This is a genomic window from Pseudomonas sp. GW822-FHT03F04 (assembly GCF_058801405.1).
In genome coordinates, this window is sequence record NZ_JBXANF010000008.1 from 47678 (window position 1) to 67884 (window position 20207).

General features: G+C 62.0%; 21 protein-coding genes. 5 read left to right on the forward strand and 16 right to left on the reverse strand.

The window, feature by feature from the left end; translation table 11 throughout:
- Positions 1-20: 20 nt before the first annotated feature.
- The 3 genes from AC1RMX_RS19585 to AC1RMX_RS19595 form a co-directional block, all read right to left on the reverse strand.
- Positions 21-1091 (reverse strand): SCO family protein, encoded by a 1071-nt coding sequence (locus AC1RMX_RS19585; RefSeq protein WP_493072777.1) that lies wholly within the window; start codon positions 1089-1091, stop codon positions 21-23.
- A gap of 17 nt (positions 1092-1108) precedes the next feature.
- Entirely contained in the window at positions 1109-3916 is a 2808-nt protein-coding gene (locus tag AC1RMX_RS19590) for a multicopper oxidase domain-containing protein (protein ID WP_493072778.1), read from the reverse strand.
- A 159-nt stretch (positions 3917-4075) separates the two neighbouring features.
- On the reverse strand, positions 4076-5524 hold the full coding sequence (locus tag AC1RMX_RS19595; protein ID WP_493072779.1) for a sensor histidine kinase: 1449 nt from the start codon (positions 5522-5524) through the stop codon (positions 4076-4078).
- Between the two features lie 307 nt (positions 5525-5831).
- Here AC1RMX_RS19595 and AC1RMX_RS19600 point away from each other — a divergent pair, with 307 nt between their 5' ends.
- From AC1RMX_RS19600 to relB (AC1RMX_RS19620), 5 genes are all read left to right on the forward strand, one after another.
- A complete protein-coding gene (locus AC1RMX_RS19600) occupies positions 5832-7175 on the forward strand; it encodes a hypothetical protein (RefSeq protein ID WP_096821332.1) in 1344 nt (447 codons plus the stop codon).
- 35 nt (positions 7176-7210) lie between these two features.
- Positions 7211-9445: an Ig-like domain-containing protein gene (locus AC1RMX_RS19605; protein WP_493072780.1), complete on the forward strand. Its 2235-nt coding sequence runs from the start codon at positions 7211-7213 to the stop codon at positions 9443-9445.
- Positions 9446-9548: 103 nt separating this feature from the next.
- Positions 9549-10010: a curlin gene (locus AC1RMX_RS19610; RefSeq protein WP_096821330.1), complete on the forward strand. Its 462-nt coding sequence runs from the start codon at positions 9549-9551 to the stop codon at positions 10008-10010.
- 26 nt (positions 10011-10036) lie between these two features.
- Positions 10037-11488 carry a curlin gene (locus AC1RMX_RS19615; RefSeq protein WP_493072781.1) on the forward strand — a complete coding sequence of 484 codons (1452 nt, stop codon included), beginning with the start codon at positions 10037-10039 and terminating at the stop codon, positions 11486-11488.
- A gap of 238 nt (positions 11489-11726) precedes the next feature.
- Complete coding sequence (gene relB, locus AC1RMX_RS19620; RefSeq protein WP_096821372.1) at positions 11727-11918, forward strand: type II toxin-antitoxin system RelB family antitoxin; 192 nt, start codon at positions 11727-11729, stop codon at positions 11916-11918.
- Here relB (AC1RMX_RS19620) and AC1RMX_RS19625 read toward each other — a convergent pair.
- The 13 genes from AC1RMX_RS19625 to AC1RMX_RS19685 form a co-directional block, all read right to left on the reverse strand.
- Positions 11911-12129, reverse strand: a complete 219-nt coding sequence (locus AC1RMX_RS19625; protein WP_096821328.1) for a hypothetical protein — start codon at positions 12127-12129, stop codon at positions 11911-11913. The two genes, relB (AC1RMX_RS19620) and AC1RMX_RS19625, sit on opposite strands and share 8 nt — an antisense overlap.
- Before the next feature lie 94 nt (positions 12130-12223).
- The gene (relB, locus tag AC1RMX_RS19630) at positions 12224-12415 is read right to left on the reverse strand and encodes a type II toxin-antitoxin system RelB family antitoxin (RefSeq protein WP_096821327.1); all 192 of its coding nucleotides are present in this window, start codon (positions 12413-12415) and stop codon (positions 12224-12226) included.
- A gap of 73 nt (positions 12416-12488) precedes the next feature.
- Entirely contained in the window at positions 12489-12869 is a 381-nt protein-coding gene (locus tag AC1RMX_RS19635) for a DUF6124 family protein (RefSeq protein ID WP_493072782.1), read from the reverse strand.
- A gap of 805 nt (positions 12870-13674) precedes the next feature.
- The gene (locus tag AC1RMX_RS19640) at positions 13675-14535 is read right to left on the reverse strand and encodes a CsgG/HfaB family protein (protein ID WP_096821326.1); all 861 of its coding nucleotides are present in this window, start codon (positions 14533-14535) and stop codon (positions 13675-13677) included.
- Positions 14536-14564: 29 nt separating this feature from the next.
- Positions 14565-14996, reverse strand: a complete 432-nt coding sequence (locus AC1RMX_RS19645; protein ID WP_102622383.1) for a curli assembly protein CsgF — start codon at positions 14994-14996, stop codon at positions 14565-14567.
- Entirely contained in the window at positions 14993-15385 is a 393-nt protein-coding gene (csgE, locus tag AC1RMX_RS19650; RefSeq protein ID WP_493072783.1) for a curli production assembly/transport protein CsgE, read from the reverse strand. The genes AC1RMX_RS19645 and csgE overlap by 4 nt, the downstream gene beginning before the upstream one ends.
- On the reverse strand, positions 15382-15933 hold the full coding sequence (locus tag AC1RMX_RS19655; protein WP_493072784.1) for a type II secretion system protein: 552 nt from the start codon (positions 15931-15933) through the stop codon (positions 15382-15384). The genes csgE and AC1RMX_RS19655 overlap by 4 nt, the downstream gene beginning before the upstream one ends.
- Positions 15908-16282 carry a type II secretion system protein gene (locus tag AC1RMX_RS19660; protein WP_096821322.1) on the reverse strand — a complete coding sequence of 125 codons (375 nt, stop codon included), beginning with the start codon at positions 16280-16282 and terminating at the stop codon, positions 15908-15910. Before AC1RMX_RS19660 ends, AC1RMX_RS19655 begins: the two co-directional genes overlap by 26 nt.
- A 5-nt stretch (positions 16283-16287) precedes the next feature.
- The gene (locus tag AC1RMX_RS19665) at positions 16288-16761 is read right to left on the reverse strand and encodes a type II secretion system protein (protein ID WP_085733232.1); all 474 of its coding nucleotides are present in this window, start codon (positions 16759-16761) and stop codon (positions 16288-16290) included.
- Between the two features lie 2 nt (positions 16762-16763).
- Entirely contained in the window at positions 16764-18611 is a 1848-nt protein-coding gene (locus tag AC1RMX_RS19670; protein WP_096821321.1) for a secretin GspD/PilQ domain-containing protein, read from the reverse strand.
- The gene (locus tag AC1RMX_RS19675; protein ID WP_493072785.1) at positions 18608-19126 is read right to left on the reverse strand and encodes a hypothetical protein; all 519 of its coding nucleotides are present in this window, start codon (positions 19124-19126) and stop codon (positions 18608-18610) included. The genes AC1RMX_RS19670 and AC1RMX_RS19675 overlap by 4 nt, the downstream gene beginning before the upstream one ends.
- Complete coding sequence (locus tag AC1RMX_RS19680) at positions 19126-19674, reverse strand: GspMb/PilO family protein (RefSeq protein WP_493066692.1); 549 nt, start codon at positions 19672-19674, stop codon at positions 19126-19128. The genes AC1RMX_RS19675 and AC1RMX_RS19680 overlap by 1 nt, the downstream gene beginning before the upstream one ends.
- Positions 19661-20206: a PilN domain-containing protein gene (locus AC1RMX_RS19685; RefSeq protein WP_493072786.1), complete on the reverse strand. Its 546-nt coding sequence runs from the start codon at positions 20204-20206 to the stop codon at positions 19661-19663. The genes AC1RMX_RS19680 and AC1RMX_RS19685 overlap by 14 nt, the downstream gene beginning before the upstream one ends.
- Position 20207 lies beyond the last annotated feature (1 nt).

A 20207-nucleotide genomic window follows, 5' to 3' on the forward strand; every position in this document is an offset into this window, starting at 1 on the left:
TCAATGATGCTATTTAGCCGCTAGCGCATGCGACTCACCGTTTCGCTGCTGGCGGCCGGGCTTATTGGCGTCAACGCCCCGTCAGCCAAGGGCTGCGTGGTGGGGTGCTGACGCTCGGTTTCATCGCGCAGAAAGTCGATGATCGACTGCGCCGACAGCTCGTCCAGGCGCAGATTGGGCATCGGAATCCGCTCGTATTGTTCGAACAGTTGCAGTGCGATCGGGTCCTTTTCCGCCAGTACCCGATCCGGTTCGCGGATCCAGCGGTTGAGCCAGGCCGGGTCACGCTGACGGGTCACGCCGATCAGGTCCGGGCCGATGTTGCGCATGCCGATGCCTTCGCCGTCCTGCGGGCCGAGGCTGTGGCAGGAGGCGCACCGGGTGCGGAACAGTTCTTCGCCGTTGCTTGGCGGACGAATGTCCGGCGCATTGGCGTAGCTTTCCTCGATGCTTGGCTGCTTCCAGTTCTGCAGGGTGTTGGCCAGTTGATCGGCAAGGATCCACGGGTTCTCGAACGGCGACGCCTTCATCCAGCGCCCGGTGCTCTGGTTGCCGACGATCAGGCTCAGGTTGTGATCCTTGGTGCGGCCGTTGTCGACGCCTTCGATGAACAACCCGAGCTTCTTGCGCAGGTCGGTGACGTCTTCGAATTCGCCGGTGAGGAATTTCCAGCCGGGGCCGACCTTGAACCGTTGCGAATAGGCTTTGAGCACTTCGGGGGTGTCGCTTAAAGGGTCAATGCTGATCGAGTAGAAAAAGATGTCCTGGCCGACCCGGTCCCCCAGCAGTTTCTGCACCTGGCGCAGGCGTGCGGTTTCCAGTGGGCAGGAGTCGCTGCATGAAGTGAAGATGAAGTTGATCACCACCACTTTGTCTTTGATCAGGTCATCGAAAAAGCGCACCTGCTTGCCGTCCTGATCGGTCAGCAGGGTGTTGGGGAAATAGTCGCCACCCCACGGGGTGGCGGATTCGCTGGCGCCTTCGGGCAGCGCTTGATGGGCGATGAGCACCTGACTGCCGAACAGGCAGGTGACCAGCACCAGGATCAAGTGCATGCCGAGGGCGCGGGAGCGCGGCGTTGGCTGGGTCATGTCGGCTCCCTCCCTTTTCATTTCTTCACGGTCACTTGCGGGCCGAAGCCATCGCCAGTACGGAAGGTTGGCAGCGCGGCGGAGTTGACGTAGCGCACGCCATCCCAGCTCGGCAACGGTGTCGGCATCAACTGCAGTTGGCCTGGCTTCTCAAGGTCCCAACGCAGCAGCATCGAATTGTCCTCATGCTGGGTGTTGTGACAGTGCTCCATGTAGGTCCCGGCAAACTCGCGGAAGTTGATCGCCATTTCCACGCTGTCCAGCCCGTCGGCTTCCGAGCCGATGCGATAGACGTCCTTGCGCGCCCATTTTTCCCACTCAGGCGGGGCCTTGCCGCCACGGCTGAGGATGATCCCTTCCTCGAAGTGCACGTGCACCGGATGGCTCCAACCCTTGCCGCCAAGCTTGATGTTCCACACTTCCAGGGTGCCGAATCCGGCGGTGCCGGCATCGGTCGGGCCGCTGGCCAATCTGGTCGAGGCGTTCAACCGGCGTGGGTCCATGTGGAAGCCGAAGCCGCCATCGGTCTTGACTGTCCACGGTGCTTCATCGGTGCCGTCGCTGCGGCCGAAGGTGAAGGTCCGGTGACGGGCGTTGGCCAGCAGCGCCTTGTCGGCGGCGTTGTCGCGGTGGATCTTCAGCGGGATCATCACCATGCCTTCAGCCTTGCCCGGTTTGGCCGGTTCGTAGGCTGCCGGGTCCATGGCCAGGTCCTGACCGGTGAAAGGCTTGACGTTGAGCTGCAAGACCTTGCCCACTGCCGGATCACCCCTGTCCCATTGCGGGCCTTTGCTGGTCTGCTTGATCACCGCCAGGTACTTCTCGGAGAGCACATCGGACAGCGAGATCGTCTCTTTCGGGCCTTTGCCGTCGTCCTGGGCCTGGAGGTTGACGAAGAACAGCTTGTCGCCCGGTTTGATGCCGTTTTTCGAGAAGTTGACGATGATGTCGAACCGTTCGGCGATGCCCTGGGTCGGCAGGATCGCGTTGTGGTTCTGTTTGTCGCCATCGGCATCCAGATCCATCGAGCCGTCGAACGGCACGCTGTGCTCCATGATGTTGCCGTCGTTGGCGATCATGTGGAACGGCACGCGGCTGTAGGAAACGCCGGAGTTCTTCGGCCCCTGGAATTCACCGCTGGTGCCTCTGATTTCCCGTACCAGCGCGAGTTTGAAGTAGCGCGAGACCGAACCGTTGAGGATGCGGAACCGATAACTGCGGGCACGCACGTCGAGGGTCGGTTTCCACTGCCAGTTGACCAGCACCTGATCGCCAATGAAGCCATCGGTGTTGAACGGGTTGAACCACAACTGGCCTTCCTGATCCCAGGCCTTGTCGGCGAACACCAGGTTGACGTCGTAGTCGCGGTTGCCCCACGGCAAGGCGCTGCCGCTTGGGAAACGCAGGTTGACCCCGTCGTTCACCGATTCATTGCCGCGATCCAGGGCGCTGTAGTAGTTCATCATCGCCGCGTTGCCCTTGTAGACGTTCTGCGCGGTGAAATCGAGCATGTGGTCGTGGAACCAATGGGTGCTCATGGTTTCGCGCCAGTCGCCACGGATCTTGATGGTGCCGTGGTCGCAGGTCTTCTTCGCAGGTGCAAGGTCGTTGACCCACAGGGTTTCCCCCGGTGCACACGGGAACGCCGCACGCGGGTCTTCAGCCTTGGTGTTGATGCTGTCGTAACCGGCGAGCTGGATCGGCCAGCGATAGTCGTAATACTGGCCAGGGAAGAAAAATGCATTGGCATAGCCGTCGCTTTCCGCCGGTGCGTGGCCGTTGTGCTCGTGGGTGGTGATGGTGTGCAGGCCGAAACCGCGGTTGGCCGACGGATCGATCGGCAAGCCGTTGTAGTGGCGCATCATCACCGGTTGGCCGTAGCGCACCATCAGCAGTTTCGGCGGCAGCGTACCGTCGAAGGTCCACACCGAGTTGTGGTTCTGCACTGGCATCGCCGGGTGGAAACGCGCATCGACGCCTTTGGCTGTGCCATCAGTCGCCGGCACACCCGCGACGTTGTGGTACAGCCCGCCGGGGCCGAACTCGCCGACGGCATAACCGTGCATCTGCCGACTGTCACGCAGGCCACCGTTCAGACGCGCGCCGGTCTGCACGGTCTTGTAGGCGACTTGCGGGTAGAACTCGTTCCAGCGCTGGTGAGCCCAGCCTTTTCCCGGTGGCCGGCCTTCGGCGGACGAGCCGATGTGACGGTTGAGGAACAACTCGATTTGCGACTGCCACGGGTTACGGTCGACCACGTTGGAGAACTGGCTCGGGAACGGTGTCAGCCCCGGTTGACGCAAAAACGCATCCAGCGCGGTGCCGGGTGGCGCACTGCGGGCGACGCTGTTCGGGTCCTGGGCCGGCGCCGAGCCGATGGCAGCGGGCGGAAAGCCCAACGGCGCGGCCGGGGTGGTCGGGTCGAGTTTTTCCGGGCCGAATTCTTCGAACAATACGATTTGCTGAGTGAACGGCTGGGCGCCGTACAACGGGCTCGGCTTGCCATTCGTGGGGTAATTGAAACTGGTCTGCACGGTGGGCGGCAGGATGTTTTCCGAACGCGTGGTGTTGCGCGTGCCTTTCACCCCGTCAGGCAGATCGAAGGAGTCTTCGTTGGCCTCGGGCATGGTCAGGATGGCGTTGAGTGCCGCCGGTTCATCGGCCGGCTCGTCGTAGTAGGCCGACGGGTCGGAAGCTTCCGGCTGGTTCTCGTCATCGATCGGGCTCGCTCGAACCCCGGTCATGGTGCCAAGGGTCAATGCCAGAAAGACGCTTAACGGCGTCAGCAGGAATAACTTGTTGGGGTAACGCGTTGCTCTGTCCATCACCAGCCGCCTCATCTAAGGAAGGGGTGATGGTGTTTTGCAATTACCTCGCCAAAGTATTAATCCCCGTTGAAACAAGCCGTTACAGACGCTGTTGCATTCCCCACTCCCCGGTGACCGGGGCCTGACACCCGCTCCTGGGGGGAAGTTCACCCCAATTTACTGGATGAGCTGAAACGCCAGACGAACGGTGGTGCCCTCGCCTTCGCGGCTGTCCAGGGTCACACCGCCGCCGAAGCGTTCCATGATCCGTTTGACCAGCACCAGCCCTACGCCGAGCCCGCCCTGCTTGGTGGTGAAAAACGGCCGGAACGCCATGCTGCGCTGTTCCTCGTTCATGCCTTTGCCGGTGTCACTGAGCATGACGCTGACACCTCGGCTGTCCGTTGGCTCAAGCGTAATGGTCAGCGTGCCGCCCTTGTCCATCGCCTCCAGTGCGTTGGCCAACAGGCTGTTGAGGATTTGCGTGAGTTGCACCGGTTGGCTCAGCACCATCGGCGTTTGTTGCGGATGAAACACCACGTTTACCGCGTTTTTGGCGATCTGCTGCTCGAACGCGACCAGACTCTCGTGCAGCGCCGCCACCAGGTTCACCGGTTCCGGTTCGTCGTTGAGCGGTCGCAGTGACTGCAACAGTTCGCGCACCCACTTCGACATGCGATCGACCTGGCCAATGATGTCCTTGATGTTCTTCTGCGCCGGCCCCGCATCGAATTCCAGGGCCAGTTCGGCGCTGGAGCGGATGGTCGCCAGCGGGTTGCGCAAACTGTGCGCCACCGCCGAGGACATCTCACCCAGCGCAACGAAGGTTTCGTTGGCGATCAGTTGCTTTTGTTGGACCGCCAACAGGATCGCCGCCCGACGCACGATCCAGTACAGCCCCAGATAAATCAGCCCGCCGCCCAGCGCCGTGGCCAGCCAGATCAGGGCCAGACCGCGCTCCATGCGGGCGATCAGGTCCTTGGGCTCCTTGTAGATCTCGACCATCGCCGTGACGTTCTTGCCATCGGCGTCGAACAAAGGAATGTAGTTCTCGATGAAGATGTATTCCGGCGGCACCACGAACTTCTGCTCTTCACGGCCCTTGTCGACATCGTGGTAACTGGCCGAGACCGGAATCTTTTCATTGAACGCCCGGTCGAGGTCTTCATCGGCGTGAATCCGCGTACCGGTCAGTGCCGGGTTGGTCGACCAGATCACCAGACGATCCGGCGCATAAATGTTGGCGAGAATCACGTCCGGCAAGTGGGCAATGTGATCGAGAAACTCGCCTCGGGCATTGGCCCGGGCCGCTGGGTCTACGTCGGGAAAATCGTTGTCCTGGCGCGGGTCGAGCAACTCGCCCATGGTGCGGATATTGGGGATCGAGACGTGACGCACTTCCGCCGACGCGATGGCCTGAATGAACTGCGCGGTCAGCAAGGCATCGCGCTGTACGCTTTCCTCGATCACGAATCGCGTAGACACCGTCCCGAGCGCCACGGCCACCGTGCCGATCACCGCCATGCTGATCAATGAAAACCAGCGCAGCAGATTGAACGGCTGCTTGCGCGAGCCCAGCCGCAGGCTGCTCTCCTCGACCGGTAGCGATTTTGACTGCATGTTCATGGCGGCGACTTCCCGATACGTCCCTATAGGGTTATAGCCCACCGTTGGGTGATTGCCCGGATGCAGGGGGTGAACGGCCCCACGATCATCGATCTGCAAATCCGCTCTGCCGATGGAGCCCCACAATCCCCAATCCTGGGGACTGTCGCCCGATGCCTGCGCTGCAAAAAATCCCCACCCTCACTTGCCAACCCTTGCGCCACGGGCCTTTGCCGCCCGTTGCCCGGCCGTTGGTATGGAAGTTGTAAAGCCCCTCTGCAACTGACCCACCCCCAAGGGGCAGGCACTTCGATAGAGGGATTAACTCATGCACCCTTTACTGTCCAAAACCGCGACCGTCCTGGTCGTGAGCGCCTTGGCCCAGGGCATTGCCCAGGCCGCTCTGTTCGCCGTCGATCCCGGACCCTATGCCCCGGCGACCGGCGGATTTGCCAGTTGGTATCAGGACACCCACGGTCGTACGCTGGATCTGTGCCTGTCCAAAGCGCTCAGCTCGCGCGTGCCAAGCACGCCCGGCGCCCCTTCGTACATGTGCTCGCTGATTCCGACACCCGGTGTGTTCGACGACGCCCAGCCGATCGTCTTCCCGAGCAACTTTCCCGACGAAGCGTTCTGGTTCACCGCCGACGGCACCGTTGTCGATGCGGCCCGGGGCATCAACCTGTCCTACGGCTCGGCCGTCGAAGCGGCGTTCAGTGGCGGTGATCCGGTGGAAGGCGACCAGATCAGCTTCGCCCGCATCCGCATCCGGGTCGATGTACCCACCGCCGGGACCTACGTGATCACTCACCCGTACGGCGTCGAAGTGTTCACCGTCGACACCCCCGGTCGCCGCGCGATCAACATGACCCGCGACATCGGCATCGGCAGTCCGAAAACCTACGACGGCGCGCTCAAGGGTGACGTCGGGCCGTTCCTGCGCAGCGTCAACGGGCCGTACACCGAGACCAATCCGGCGGGCGGTGCCGAACAATTCATCGGCGACCCGAACCTCGAAGAAGCGGTGACCGGCAGCCCGTTCAACACCAACTTCATCCGCATCGAAGGCCCCGGCGGCATCGATCTGCGCACCACGGTGTTTGCCGTCTCCGGCAAGTTGTCGACGGTGGTTCGGCCAACACCGCTGATCACCGAACGCAGCACCTACTCGCGCAAACCCGGCGACAGCGCCCCGGTCGCCCAACAAGACGTATTCGTCAAAGCCCCGCCTGCTCCGGCCACCGTCGCGGTCACCAGCAGCACGCCGGTGCTCAACCTCAAAGAGGCCGACAGCACCGGCAGTTGGTACGCGCAATCGCAGGTCAACCCGACCTTGCCGACCACGCTGCAAGTGACCGCCGACAACCACCTGGCCATCGCGACCAGCTCGCCGACCACCCTGCCCATGACCCTGACCGACCTGGTGGTGATCCAGCGCGCCGAGTACAGCCTGAGCTCCGGGCAACTGACGCTGGTGGCCTCGACCAGTGACGAAACCTCGCCGCCAGTGCTCACCGCCACCTCCGGCAGCGGCGCCGCCATCGGTGCGCTGGGCGGTGACGGCGCAGTGAAAACCCTGACCACCGGGATCACCCCGATTCCACCAGCCAAGGTGCGAGTGACGTCGTCCAACGGCGGCAGCGATACCGAAGAAGTGGTCATCGTGCAATGAACGCTCACATGCCCAGATCCGCATCAGGAGGCATCATGAACAAGTGGCCACGCTTCGCGCTCAACGCGCTCGGGCTGACAATCTCGCTGACCGGCAGTGCGTTCGCGCAACTGGCCGCCGTCGATCCCGGCCCCTACACCTTCGCCACCGGGAAATTCCCGATGTGGTACCAGGACAACAACCTGCTGTCGATGGAACTCTGCCAGTCCCGCGCCGCCAGTTCGCGAGTGCCGGCCGCCACCCCACCCGCCTACATGTGCACCCTGCTGCCGGAACCAGGGATTTTCGACGACACGCTGCCGATGGTGTTCCCCGACAACTGGCCGCCGGAAGCGTTCTGGTTCCTGGCGGAAACCAATATCCCCAACAATGGCGCCGGTTTTGGTATGGACGCCTATGTCGCCGGGATCGAAGCAGCGTTCGCCTCGGGAAACCCGGTGGACGGTGATCAGCAAAGCTTCGCGCGGATCCGCATCCGGGTGAACGTACCTGTTGCCGGCACTTACACCATCACCCACCCGTACGGTGTGGAAACGGTCACCGTCACCACGCCAGGCCGGCGGGCGATCAACATCACCAAGGACGTCGGCATCGGCGCTCCGGGCAACTTCAGCGGTGCGCTCAACGGCGCCATCGGACCGTTCCTGCGCAGCATCAACGGCCCGTACACCGAAGTGAATCCGGACACCGGCAGCATCGAAACCTTCGTCGGTGACCCGAACCTCACCGAAGCAGTGACCGGCAGCCCGTTCAACACCAACTTCGTGCGGATCGACGGTCCCTCGGGCGCCGGCTCGATTCAGACCACCCTGTTCACCGTCGCCGGCAAGGTCCTCGACAACCGTCAACAGACCCACGTCGCCCTCGATCGCGCCACCTATCGCCGGACGTCGGCCGGTGTGCGTACCGAAGTGTTCGCCAAGGCTGACAGCAGCTCGACCCTGTGTTTCCGCGAAACCCTGGCGCTGCTGCCCGGTCCACCGAAAACGCCGTGCCAGACCAGTCTGTTGGGTGACAACAACGGTCTGTTCTTCGGCCAGCGTCTGGGCAACGGGACCCTGCCATCGGTGATCGTCGTGACTGCAACCAACCCGGCCGGGACAACGCGCCCGACTTCGGTATCGGCCAAGCTCACCGACGTGGTGAAAATCCAGACCGCCCGCTACAGCTGGGCCAACCACAGCCTGCTGATCGAAGCCACATCGACTGATGAAGTCGCCGTGCCGGACATGGTTGCCCAAGGTTACGGACGCCTGTCGAAAACCGGCACCCTGCAAAAAATCACCGTCGCCGACCTGACCCAGCCGCCGGCCACCGTCACGGTCAAATCCGCCGCTGGCGGCAGCGACACCGAACCGGTCGTAGTCGTCGGCAACGCGCCGGACACCGGTGAAAACCAGGCGCCGCTGTCCGTCGCCGACACCGGCAGCACCAGCTTCGGCGTGCCGATCACCCTCAACGTGCTGACCAACGACAACGACCCGGACGGCAACGTACCGCTGACCATCACCGCACTGACCCAACCGGCGGCCGGCCAGGGCACCGTTGCCCTGAACGGCACCACCTCGGTGGTCTACACCCCGCCAGCCGTGGTCAACGCACCGCTGACCACGACCTTTACCTACAAGGCCCAGGACAGCAAAGGCCTGGCCTCGGTGAACCCGGCCACGGTGACCATCAGCGTCGCGCCGAACCGGCCACCGACCGCCGTCGCCGACAGTGTCGCCACATTGGGCGTGGCGATCCCGATCAACGTCCTGGCCAACGACACCGATCCGGAAGGCAACACGCCGCTGGGCGTCGCCAGCCTGACCCAACCGCCGGCAGGACGCGGCACCGTCAGCACTGACGGCACGGTGATCACCTACACCCCACCGGCCACCGTGACCACCGCTTTCACCACGACCTTCACCTACATCGCCCGGGACAGCTTCGGCGCCCAGTCGACGCCGGCCACGGTCACTGTGCAAGTGTCGCCACGGCCAGCGGCGGAAACCTTCACGATCACCACCTCGACCGTGCAGGCCCGTTCCGGCAACCGCTTCAACTGGGACTTCGCCGGCACCTCGTCGGTGACCACCGGCAACACCATCACCGTGCAGGTCACCACCCCGACCGGGCTGGTCATCCTGGGCACGACGACGGTACCGGTTACCGGACGCTGGCGGCTGACGTTGAACAACACGACGGTGGTGCCATCGGCCAACCCGACCGCCACCATCCGTTCGTCCCAGGGCACCGTACGCACCATCTCGGTGACCACCCTCTGAGCCCACGCCCCACCCGCCCCACACCGCTAGGCGCGGAGTGGGTGGGGCCGGTCTCAGCCACGATTTCAGGTTTGCGCAACACGACACACCACAGGACAACGCCATGAACACGCCGACCGCCGCCCTGCTTTGCCTGCTCGCCCTGTGTGGCAGTGCGGGCGTGCGCGCCGACGACCTGATGGAAAACGACGACCTGGCGCCCTCCGCCGACCTCGGTGAACTGCCGCCCCCGGTGGGCCAGCAAGCCCTGATCGACCAGAACGGCCAGGCCAACCTCGCGCTGCTCTCGCAGAACGGTCAGTCGCTGCTTGGAAAGATCGTGCAGTCGGGCAGCAATCAAGAGGCGTACATCCTTCAGCAAGGCAGCGACCTGATGGCGTTGATCACGCAAAACGGTTCCGGCAACGCCGCGTCCATCACACAAAACGGCAGCCACAACCGCGCGCAGATTTCGCAAAACGGCAACAACAACGACGCCAGCATCGAGCAGGCCGGCACGGGGCTGCAAAGCGCCGTGACCCAGTCGGGCAACGGCATGAGCGTTTCGGTCAAGCAATATCGCTAAGCACTGCAATCATCGGAGAGTTCATCATGTTCAAACTGACGCCCCTCACCGCCGCCATCCTGGTCATGATCAGTGCCCAGGCCATGGCCGACGACAGCCTGTCCACCCAGAGCCAGGTCGGTACTGCCAACATCGCCAATGTGAAGCAGACCCAGGCCCCGTTCAGCAGCGCCACCCAGACCCAACTCGGCCAAGGCAACGACGCCGCCGCCGTGCAAGACACCGCCAGCAGCGTCATCACCCAGGACGCGGTCGGCGACTACAACGCCGCCTATGCCGAACAACTTTACGAAGACAATGGCACCATCACCCAACAACAGGTCGGCGCCTTCAACACCACCCATGCCAGCCAGTCGCTGGGCTTCGGCTCACCCAACACCGCCCTGCAACAGCAGCAAGGCACCGGCAACTTTTCGTTCGTCTACCAGGACTCGCAGAACGGCAGTGAAGGCAAGACCTTCCAGTTCGGTGACAGCAACGAAGCCAACATCGAACAACTCTATGAAGGCAGCGGCAACAGCTCGGTGATCACCCAATACGGCACCGCCAACTACGGCACCGCCGAACAGGTCACCCACAACGGTGGGCAGATCGGCATCAACCAGGCCGGCGAAAACAACTACGGCTACGCCGACCAACGCAACGGCACCGGCGGCAACATCACCATCAACCAGTTCGGCAACCTCAACGGCAGCGAAATCTGGCAAGACTCACAACTGGCCAGCCAGGCCACCGTCAACCAATACGGCGACAGCAACGAAACCGTGGTCGACCAGAGCTTCGGCGAAAACAACACCGCCGGCGTCACCCAGGTCGGCAACACCAACGCCATCTACGCCGACCAGTTCGAGTCGGTCAACTCGACGCTGTCGCTCTATCAAGTCGGCAACGGCAACGTGCACTACACCTACCAGAGCGGCGATGGTCACACACTCAACGCCACGTCCGTGGGCAACGACAACAAAGTCTACGCCAGCAACTGGAAAGGCCCGCAACACGGCGGCCAGTTCGGCAGCAACCAGCGTGCAACGATCAATCAGGCGGGTAACGGCAACATCGCCAGCTTCACCCAGGACGGCGTCGGCCACATCATGACGACCCACCAGACTGGCACCGGCAACAAAACCACAGTCAGCCAGGCTGATTCCTACAACGAGCTGTACTTCGATCAGAACGGCAGCGACAACATCCTGATCTCCGATCAACGCGGCACCACCAACCTGGCCCAAGGCAGCTCGAACGGCACGGGCAACAGCACCGAATTCGACCAGTCGGGCACCGGCAACCAGGCGTACACCGCGCAGCTGTATGGCAGCGACAACATGATCACGGTGAAACAGGCTGACACCATGAACGTGGCGTACGTGACCCAGGGCGGGGCCGGGAACATTGCCAACGTGGACCAGAGCGGGATGACGCAGACGGCGAATATTCAGCAGTTTGGGTCGGCTAACCAGGCGACGGTTTTGCAACAGTAAGGGTTGGGTGTTGGAAAACCGCGATCTCTTGGGGTCGCGGTTTTTTTGCGCTGACGCTTGAGTGGCGTCCTACGGAAAACGGAACGTTTTCAGAAAATCGGGGAGTTTTCTGACGAATTCTGGCGGTTGGCCGTCGGAAGTGCAGGCTCTAGGATTTGCCGGGACACATTGATCCCCACGGAGCTTGGCCCACATGCAATTCATCCAGACAGCGACGACAGCGATACCCGGAGGTTCCATGATCGACCCACTGTGCCCGGTTGTTTCGGATCTTGATCCTGAGGAACAGTCTGCTAGTTATGATCGTTGGTTTAGGGCCGAAGTACAGGCCTCTCTCGATGATCCGCGTCCGAACATCCCGCATGACCAGGTGATGGCCGAGATACATGCCTTAATGGAATCAATGCGCAAAAGGGCTGATGCTAATTGAGATTAAATATGCGACTTATAGCGGCTCGAGCCTTCTTGCCGTCTGCCTCGTAAAGCCCATGCAACAAAGCCTGATCGGTTAACCGATGGAGACGGAAATGGTTGTAGAAGGCTTGTCCCAATCGCTGATTATCAAAGGAACCCATTTCCCACAGGCCCAAGAATTCTGCATAGGTAGCGCTGTCGATTTCCAGTGGTGGTGAAAGGTCCATGCGCTCCTCAAAAATAGTTAGTCGTCAGGAAGCAGTAGAGTAGCCGCAATCGGCATTGCGCTTTTCTACTTTTCACATTGCCAACGCAAAGCACTCACCCCGCCTCATGCTTTCTTCGTTTGTCCTCCATCAGGGCCGACATTTCAGCCATCACCTGCGCATTCGGAATGCTGGGTCGTGGGTCATCGATTGAAGCCTGTACTTTGGCACGCAACCAACGGTCATAGCTGGCGGCCTGCTCTTCGCTTTCGAAGTCTGAAACGATTGGGGAGATCAGGGGATCCATGGTGACTCCAATTTGAAAATGAAAAACGCGGCCCTGTTCTTGGGTCGCGTTTTTTATTGGGGATGTTGCTTGATCAGTCCTTCAGCTCGACATGATCCAAGGCCTGATTTACGGCCAGCTCACTCAACATGAGGATCTGCGCGATACCCAGCGCGGTCTTGCGGTGGGCGGGGTCGAGGGTGGCGGCGAAGTTGTTGAGCATTTCGCTGGCGGAGCCGAGGGATTCGCAGGCGTTAGCGAGCAGGGATTCGGTGTTGTAGACCGGGTTGGCGAGGTACATCGGGGCGGGTTCGTTGACGCAGCCCATGATGTGGGCGCCGGGGCAGAGGTAATGATCGAGGGCGCGTTCGGCGGCTTCGTGGAGTTTTTTTGAGTTGATGGAGGTGTATGGGGAGGTTGGGTCGGTTTCGAGGTTGGCTGGGTTTTCGGGTGGGTTGGGTGTTGGTTTGAACATGGTCATTTCGTCCTCATTGATGGTTGCAGCCGGCCCAATCGACTTCCAGGAAGAATGGGTGGCAGCAGTACGCGGGCTGGAAATCCGGGGAGAACGCGACCCGGCAGACATAAATGTCTCCCGCGCACAGCCGCCATAACGGCGTGCACACAATGAAGGTGCGCAAGCATACGTTATGAAAAGCGATTTCGCTTTCTCGCACATCCGGGTTTCCAGACCCGATCGCTGAATTGGCAGCGACCGAAACAGGCTAGAGCCCGCTCTTCCGACGGACAACCTGAAAACCTTGTGGGAAGGATCGTTAAAACAGACACAACTTTTAAACATTCGAGAATGGGATGCGGAGCGTCCCGGGCTGCATTCCCACGCGGAGCGTGGGAACGATCAAAGCAAAAGCAGTCCGCTTTCTGCTTTCTGCTTTCTGCTTTCTGCTTTTCGCCTCTCACCACTCAACACGATGAGCGTTAGCTCGAGTAAAGCTCTTGACGCGCCGGCCCCTTCGGCAGGCTGAGTGGAGGGATTTATCCGGGGGTGGGAGCGCAGCGACCGTTCGACGAAGTCGAACACATCGAGAGGAGGTGCAGCGAAGCAAACCGGAGGCGATGCCCCCGGATGAATCCCGGAGCGAAGGAACCCCGAGCCTCAGCGAGGGGCCGAACGCCGGGGCCCAGACCTTTTGGTTCCTTTTGGGGCGTTTGCCAAAAGGGACTCGCTGTAAGAGCGAAACCGCCAGCGGCAACACCCAAAAAAACGGATATTCACCCAAACCACCCAGAGAACCTGGTCGGCCCTAAGGCCGCCACGTTCACTCCGACTCAGGATCAACCTTGTTCTGAGTCAAATACCGATTCAAAGTCTCATCCCCCGCAGGCGAAGAATTATCCCCCGCCACCTGCCACAACCGCCGCTCAATCCCCTGCGCCAGCAAATGCCCCACCGCCGCCTCGATCGCCGACAACACACACAACTGAGCCGGCTCATTGGTCGTATACCCCGCCTCAGCCTCAAGCAACTTCTTGAACTCGATAAACTTGAACACCCCGGCACTGCGCGCCACCGAATAAATCGTCTTGCTGGTCATCACATTCGCCAACACCTGCCCGCTGCGCACATCCACCGCGCGCAAATTCACAGTCACCTGATCCACCCGGTACTCACGGGACAGATCAATCCCCAGATACCGCGCCCCTTCCCCGCCGCTGCGCACATTGGTGTCGTAAGCGATGATCCCGCCCTCAAGCATCATGTTCGCCGCCTGCAACGGCGGCAGTTCAGCCTGGATGTTCACCGGCGTATTCGGCTTTTTCTGCGACGCACGAATGATCTTGCGTTCGGTCAGCAGGTTCTGCAGCCCTTCGCGTTCCAGCACCACAAACCAGCCACTGGCCTGCAAGGCATCCATCAACATCGACGCCGCACCCTGGGTGACGCTGGTGGAAAACGAACTGGCCGGGGTCGGCTTGTACTGTCCGGTCTGGTCACGGAAGCCGTACACCACCGCCATCAAGCGACCCTTGGGTCGAGGCATTTTCAGCAAGTCGTAGTAGGTCGAGGCCCTGGGGGTCAGGGTCGGAGTGTCGGTGTCCTGCTCGGCCGACATCGGCTCACGCAGACCACACCCTTGTAATGCCGCCAACATCAGCCCTAGCGCTATTATTTTTTTCATGTCCATCACTCCCCGGAACCGTCAGCCCGTCATGGGTTGAGGCCGTTCACCTGAATTTCAGAAACCTCGCCGCTCGCTCGGTCGGTCACTTCAATCGTGAGTGCCCCCGAGTCATCGACGACGTTGACGATAAAAGCGTCGGTGGACAGGCTCCCCGTGTTGCCGGTGGAGATGTTGTCCAGCAGTTGCCCCAGCAACCGTGACTGCAATTGACTGGTGAAACGTTCGAGCGCCGAAGTGCCGGCCACCGTCGTACGTTTCTTGAGGTCTGGATCGTCGTAATCGTTTTGCGCCTGGGCGTTGTTGAGCAGCCAGGTGCCGTTGAGCGGGTTGCCGCCGAACGACGGGTTGACCGGCGTGTAGACCAGTTCGGTGGCCTGGACGGCGGCGGCGCTGGCGAGCCCGATCAACAACCCCGAGATCCAGAATCCGCGGCGCCGTGAGAACGTTGTCGTGTTCATAGTTCGTCCTTCTCAAGGTCGGTGGTGTCCTGCAACAAGGCTTCCAGCTTGCGCCGGACGACCTCCAGTCGAACCGAGTCGGCGGCCTCGTAGGCCTCGTCCTTCAGTTCTACGGTGTTCGGCGGCAGGAAGCGCCGATACACCAGGCGTTGCTGATATTCCACGGTCACAAGGCTCCCCCAGCGCGCGTCGGGGCGCTCGCGCACCACCAGGTTGAAATCCATCGGGCTGGTGTCGCGCAGGCGTTCGCTGAACGAGTAGTAAAAGTCGTGGCCGATGTGCGAGATCGTGTCGTCAACGATGAAGCCCATCATTTCGTCTTCCTCGGCGGCGCTGGCGCCGCACGCCACAGCAGCGAGGATCAACGCGCACCACCACTGACGGCTCATGGCTGCAATGCCTGCGGCAGGGCCGACTGGCCTTTGACCGGAGACCCGTTGCCAGGGCCGGTGCCATCGAGGAAGGCTTTTTCAGCCACGAACTGCCAGTCCGAATAACGCTGCATGCCTTCAAAATCCGACCACTGCGACGGGAAGTCCGCCTGTTTCAACGGCACCTCGGTAGACGGACTGTTGATCCCGGTGATGCGCCCGTCAAAGCCCCGTTGCAGCGCCCATTCGCCGCCGCCGATCGGGTCCGGGTAGAGCTGGCGCAGGTGATGCCGTGGCTCAGGAAAACGTTCGTCCTGCAGCAGGTCGGCCAGATCTTTCGGGTACTGCGCCAGCCCTGGCGAACTGCGGTAGTAGCTGCGCAGCGCCTGGGCGTATTGAGTACCGACCCACAGCAGTTGCTTCTCGCGATCGCGCCGCGAAACCGTCGACCACAGCTCGCCGGCACTGGTCAGGCCCATGCCCATGATCACGATCAGGAACAGCACGCCCAGGTAGGTGAACCCACCCTGCTCCACGCGCTTACCACTCGGAATACTGGCTGCCATCACGCGCCCTCCCGGTAGCACCGCTCTTGATATCGGCCACGCCGCCCGCCACACCTTCCGGCGGTGCAACGAGCACCCACTGGTCATTGCGTTCGGTGATCGGGTCCAGTGGCGCATTGCGCAGGTAACGCTGTTCGACCAGTTGCTCGATGGAATCGGGATAACGCCCGGTGTCGCCGTAGTAGTGATCCAGCGCCTCGCGCATGGCCGACAGACTCTGGTGCAACGTGGTCTCTTTCGAGGCTTCGAGACTGTTGAAATAGCGCGGCAAAGCGATGGTCATCAGGGTCGCGATGATCGCCATCACCACCATCAGTTCGAGCAAGGTAAAACCCTTTTCCCGGCGCATGAGAGTCACCACTCGCGGTAAGCGATGCCGTTGAGGCCACGGCCCTTGGCGTGGGAGTAGACGTCGAACACGTCTTCACCATCGCGCGGGTTCTGGGCTGAACTGTCGTAGGCCCGCAGGCCCCAACCGCCGTTGTCGTCACGCTTGGCCGGCACCAGCGGATCGCGGGGTATCCGGCGCAGAAAGTAGAACTTGGCACCCTTGGCGCTGCGCACGTCGCGCACGCCTTCGACCAGCACCTTGAGGTTCGGCGGGTAGCCGCTGCTGTTCAGCGATTTCTCGATGTAGCCGGCATCGAAGGCACGCTTGTAGGCGTCGATGCCATCGCGGATCTGATACAGCGCGGTGCGCAGTTCCTGCTCCTTGCCACGCCGTACCAGGGTCTCGGTCAGCGGCGCAGCCATGCCGGCCAGCAGGCCGATCAGGGCCAGCGTCACCACAACTTCGATCAAGGTAAAACCGCGCTGGGAGGCGTTCATGATCAAGGCTTCTCGACGGTGACACGGGTGGTTGCCACGGCGGCATCACCGATGGCGCGAGGCTGCGCGGCAGGCGTCGGCATCACGAAATTCTGCGAGCGATCCGGTGCCTGGATGTGCATGCTGGTTTCGGTGCCGGTCGGGAACTCCATGTCCGACGGGCTCTGGTACGGCAGGTTGCGCACGATCCTTGGAGTGATCGACAGCACCAGTTCCGATTTGCCGATGGTGTCCTTGTTGCTGCCGAACAACCGGCCCAGCCCCGGAATGTCGCCGAGCCCCGGAATCTTGTTGCCGGTGGCGCCATGATCGTTGCGCACCAAGCCGGCAAGGATCTGGGTTTCGCCGTCGTGCAGACGCAGCGAGGTTTGCGCATTGCGGGTATCGACCTGCACCGGGATCGTGCCCTGACGGGTCGGTTCCAGCGGTGTGGCGTTACTCACTTCCAGGGCGATCTTGATCGCCACTTCGTTGTTCAGGTGCACGGTCGGGGTCACTTCAAGCTTCAGACCGACATCCAGATAAGTGACGCTTTCGGTGATCACCGGCCCTTGGGTGGACGGCACCGAGGTGGCGCTGATGATCGGCACGCGCTGACCGATGTGAATGCGCGCCTGCTCACGGTTGCTGACGCGGATCACCGGGCTGGCGAGGGTGTTGATATCGTTGTCCTGTGCGTTGATCTTGGCCTGCGGCGATGGCCCGATCGAGATGCGGTCGGAGTTGATGCCCTTGAGCTGGCCCAGCAGCGTGACGGGCGAACCGTCACTGTTGAGCACGCCGAAGGTGCTCGGCCATTGCAGGCCCAGATCGAGAATGCGCTGGGTAGCGACTTCCATCACTTCCACTTCCAGCACCACTTCGGGGTTGGACTGGTCTTGCGATTGCAGGAGTTTCTCGGCCATGCGGATCGCGTCTTCGGTGTCGCGCATGGTCAGGGTGTTCAGGCGTTCATCGACGAACACGTCGCGGGTCTTGAGCATGGTCTTGATCATGTTCAGTGCGGTGTTGGCGTCGATGCTGGTCAGGTAGAAGGTGCGCATCACCAGTTCTTGATAGTCCTTGAGCTTCTGCGGCGAGTCCGGGTAGATCAGCAAGGTGTTTTCGTTCACCACTTTCTGGTGCAGCTGGTTCTGTTGCAGCAGCAAGGCCACCGCGTCTTCGATGCGCACATCACGCACGAAGATCGTGGCTTTCATGTCCGGGCGCAGGTCTTTGTCGAAGATGAAATTCAGCCCGGCGACCTGGGACAGCACTTCGAAAATGGTCTTGAGGTTGGCGTCGCGAAATTCCAGGGTCACCGGGCGGTCGAGCCGGGTGCGCAGTTGCGGGTACTGGATGACGTTGCGGCTCTGCACCAGACGGATGTTGCCTTGCAGTTCCAACGCACCGTCGTTCTTCGGATCGAGTTCGAGGATCTGTTTGACCTGGCGGTCGGCGCCGTAGATGTCGCCCCGGCGCAGGTCGCCACGGGCCAGCTCAAGCTTCTCGTCCATGCTGCGCAGGTAGTCGAGCTGACGCAGGGCATCCTGGGCGCGACGGTTGTTCGGTTCGATGGTCAGCACGCGGCTGTAGGCCAGGCGTGCATTGGCGAAATCGCGGCGGGCGCGGTCGGTGTCGCCGGAAGTCAGCAACGCGGTGATCGCCTTGGCCCGGCCGCTGTTGAGCAGCAGGTGCAGCTCGGTATCGCGAGGGTTTTCCCGCAAGCCTTCCTGGATCCGGGCCAGGCCCGCCTCGTACTGGCCCTGATCGATCAGGTCGGAAGCCTCCTTGTTGGCGACCTGCGCGGTGCTGCACGCGGCCAGCCCGGCGCACAGGCCAAGGCTCATCAGCAAACGGGATCTGTTCATTGCGTACTCCCCACAGACAAGGTCTGCGACAAATGCAGAGGCAGGTAGACCAGGCTCAATTCCAGATCGGAAATGCCGGTGATCTTCCAGGTGTCGTCGATCACATCCCCGTTGCGCACGACGTAGATTTTTTCGCCGTCCTGCAAAAACACCTGCAGGTCGCTGCGGTCATGCAGGCGGCCGACGAACTGGAACGGCACCGGTGGCAGGCTCGGGGCTTGCACCACCGGGGTCAGGTTGACGGGTTGCTCGGTGACCGTGGCCAGAGTCGGCGCGGCTTTCCAGGACTTGGCGGCGAACAGGTCGCCGGCCGGGCTCAGGTCCTTGATCGGTGCTGCGCCAGCCTTGGCGCTGCTGGCCGGCAAGGCGCCATGGGCGGTGGCTTTGGCCGGGGTCGAGACGGCGACGTCAGTGGCGTCCGCGTCGTCGCTCGGCGAAAAATATTCGGGCAACCAGGCCAGCGCCGCCGCCACGCCGAAGAACGCCACCCACCCTGTTACGCGCTTGGTGTTCATCACGACCTCGACAGGTAAAGGGTCATACGGATCCGGCCGTTGAGGTCGGTGTCGGCGATCTTCTTGCGTTGAAACTCGACGTCTTCCACCACCACCGCCGGCAACTGGCCGAGCAACGCGTGCAGGAAGCGGCGCAGTTGCGGATAGCTGCCACGCACTGGCAACAGGATCTGGTAGCGCGCCAGGTGAGTCTTGGGATCGACACCGAGGGCGTATTCGCCGCGCGCCAGGGTGATGTGCTCCTGCGCGGCCAATGCGTAGATGCGGTCGATGGCGACGGTGGCCTGCGGCTGAGCCGGCAGCTTGTTACGGAAATCATCGAGCTGACGTTGCGGCACTACGGGCGGGGCAATGCTGCCGTCCTCGACCTTGGCCAGGTATTCGGTGGCTTCCTGGGTCTGCTGGCTGAGCTGTTGCAGCGATTGCCAGCCCGGCAGCAAACCACCGAGCGCCCAGGCGACGGTGACCAGCAGCAGCGCCAGCCCGGCCAGGCCCGGAACACCGAGGCCTTGCAGGTATTCGTGGACGATCAGTCTAGGGATTCGCATCGCCCATCTCCCAGGTTGCCGACAGGTTGAATTGCACCGGTTGCTCCGGCGATTTGACGACGATTTCGTGGCTCAGCAGCGACACGTCGGACAGCTCGTCGCTGTCCTCCAGCCGCTTGTGGAAATCCAGCATCGCTTGCAGATCCCGCGCCTCGGCGCTGATCCGTACCTGCCCCTTGCGCGCATCCGGGGTCAGGGTCAGCAAGGCGATGTCGTCGCGCGGCATGGCTTCGAGCATGGCGAACAAGCGTTCCCAGGGGCGGCGCAGTTGCTGCGAGACCTTGCGCATTTCGGCAAGGTTCTGCGCCTGCTCGCGGGTCTCGGCCGGGCTCAGGCTGGTCTTGGCACCGCTGTCCCCAGTGAGCTGTCGCTGGGTGTGCTGCAAGTGACCTTGCTGCTGTTCGGCCTGATCGCCGAGGTGCTGCTGAACGCCGAAGCACACCAGCGCGAGGATCACGCCACCACCGAGCAGGCTCCAGCCCAATGGGCCGGAACGTGGACGGGGCTGGAAGTCGAGGTTCAGGGCGCGCATC